Genomic DNA, 824 nt, shown 5'->3' on the forward strand with positions numbered 1-824 from the left:
ATATTGGCATCGCCCGCCTGATCCGGCATCTTTCCCCCGATTTCCCCATCCATGCTTCCACGCAAATGACCATCACCAGTGGAGTGGGAGCGGAGTTTGCCGCTGAGCTGGGCTGTGAGGTGGTGGTGCTGGCGCGGGAATGTTCCCTCCAGGAAATCGCCCAGATCCAGGCCTATCTGCAAGAGAAGGGATCCTCCCTATCTCTGGAGGTCTTTGTGCATGGGGCGTTGTGCGTGGCCTACTCGGGGCAATGTCTGACCAGCGAGGCGCTGGGGGGGCGTTCGGCCAATCGGGGGGAATGTGCCCAAGCCTGCCGCATGCCCTATGAGCTGGTGGTAGACGGGATCCGCCGCGACTTGGGGGAGAAGCGGTATCTGCTCAGCCCTCAAGATTTGGCCGGGCTGGAGGTGCTACCGGAGCTGGTGAAGCTGGGGATCCGCTGTCTGAAAATTGAGGGCCGGCTGAAATCCCCAGAATATGTAGCCAATGTAACGCGGGTGTATCGGCAGGCGTTGGATGCGCTGGGGGTGGGACAGCCGTGGCAGCCCTCGCAACAGGAACGCTACGAGCTGGAGATGAGCTTTTCTCGCGGGCTCTACACAGGCTGGCTGCGGGGCATCAACAACCAGGAGCTGGTGCACGCGCGGTTTGGCAAGAAACGGGGGGTTTACCTGGGGCAGGTGGTGGGGATCCAACAGGATCAGGTGGGGATCCGGCTGGAGGCACCCCTCAAAGCTGGGGACGGCGTGGTGTTTGACCAGGGGCAGCCGGAGTTGCCGGAGCAGGGGGGGCGAGTTTACCGGGTGCAAGAGAAGCAGGGGCTG

The 824-nt window shown here is 62.5% G+C and carries 1 protein-coding gene; it reads left to right on the plus strand.

Translation table 11 applies throughout. From position 1 onward, the window contains the following. A partial coding sequence (locus tag NW837_RS10305) for a peptidase U32 family protein (protein WP_414331269.1) occupies nucleotides 1-824 on the plus strand: 824 nt, incomplete at both ends.

Source organism: Synechococcus sp. R6-10, assembly GCF_047461815.1.
Taxonomy (GTDB): Bacteria; Cyanobacteriota; Cyanobacteriia; order Thermostichales; family Thermostichaceae; genus Thermostichus.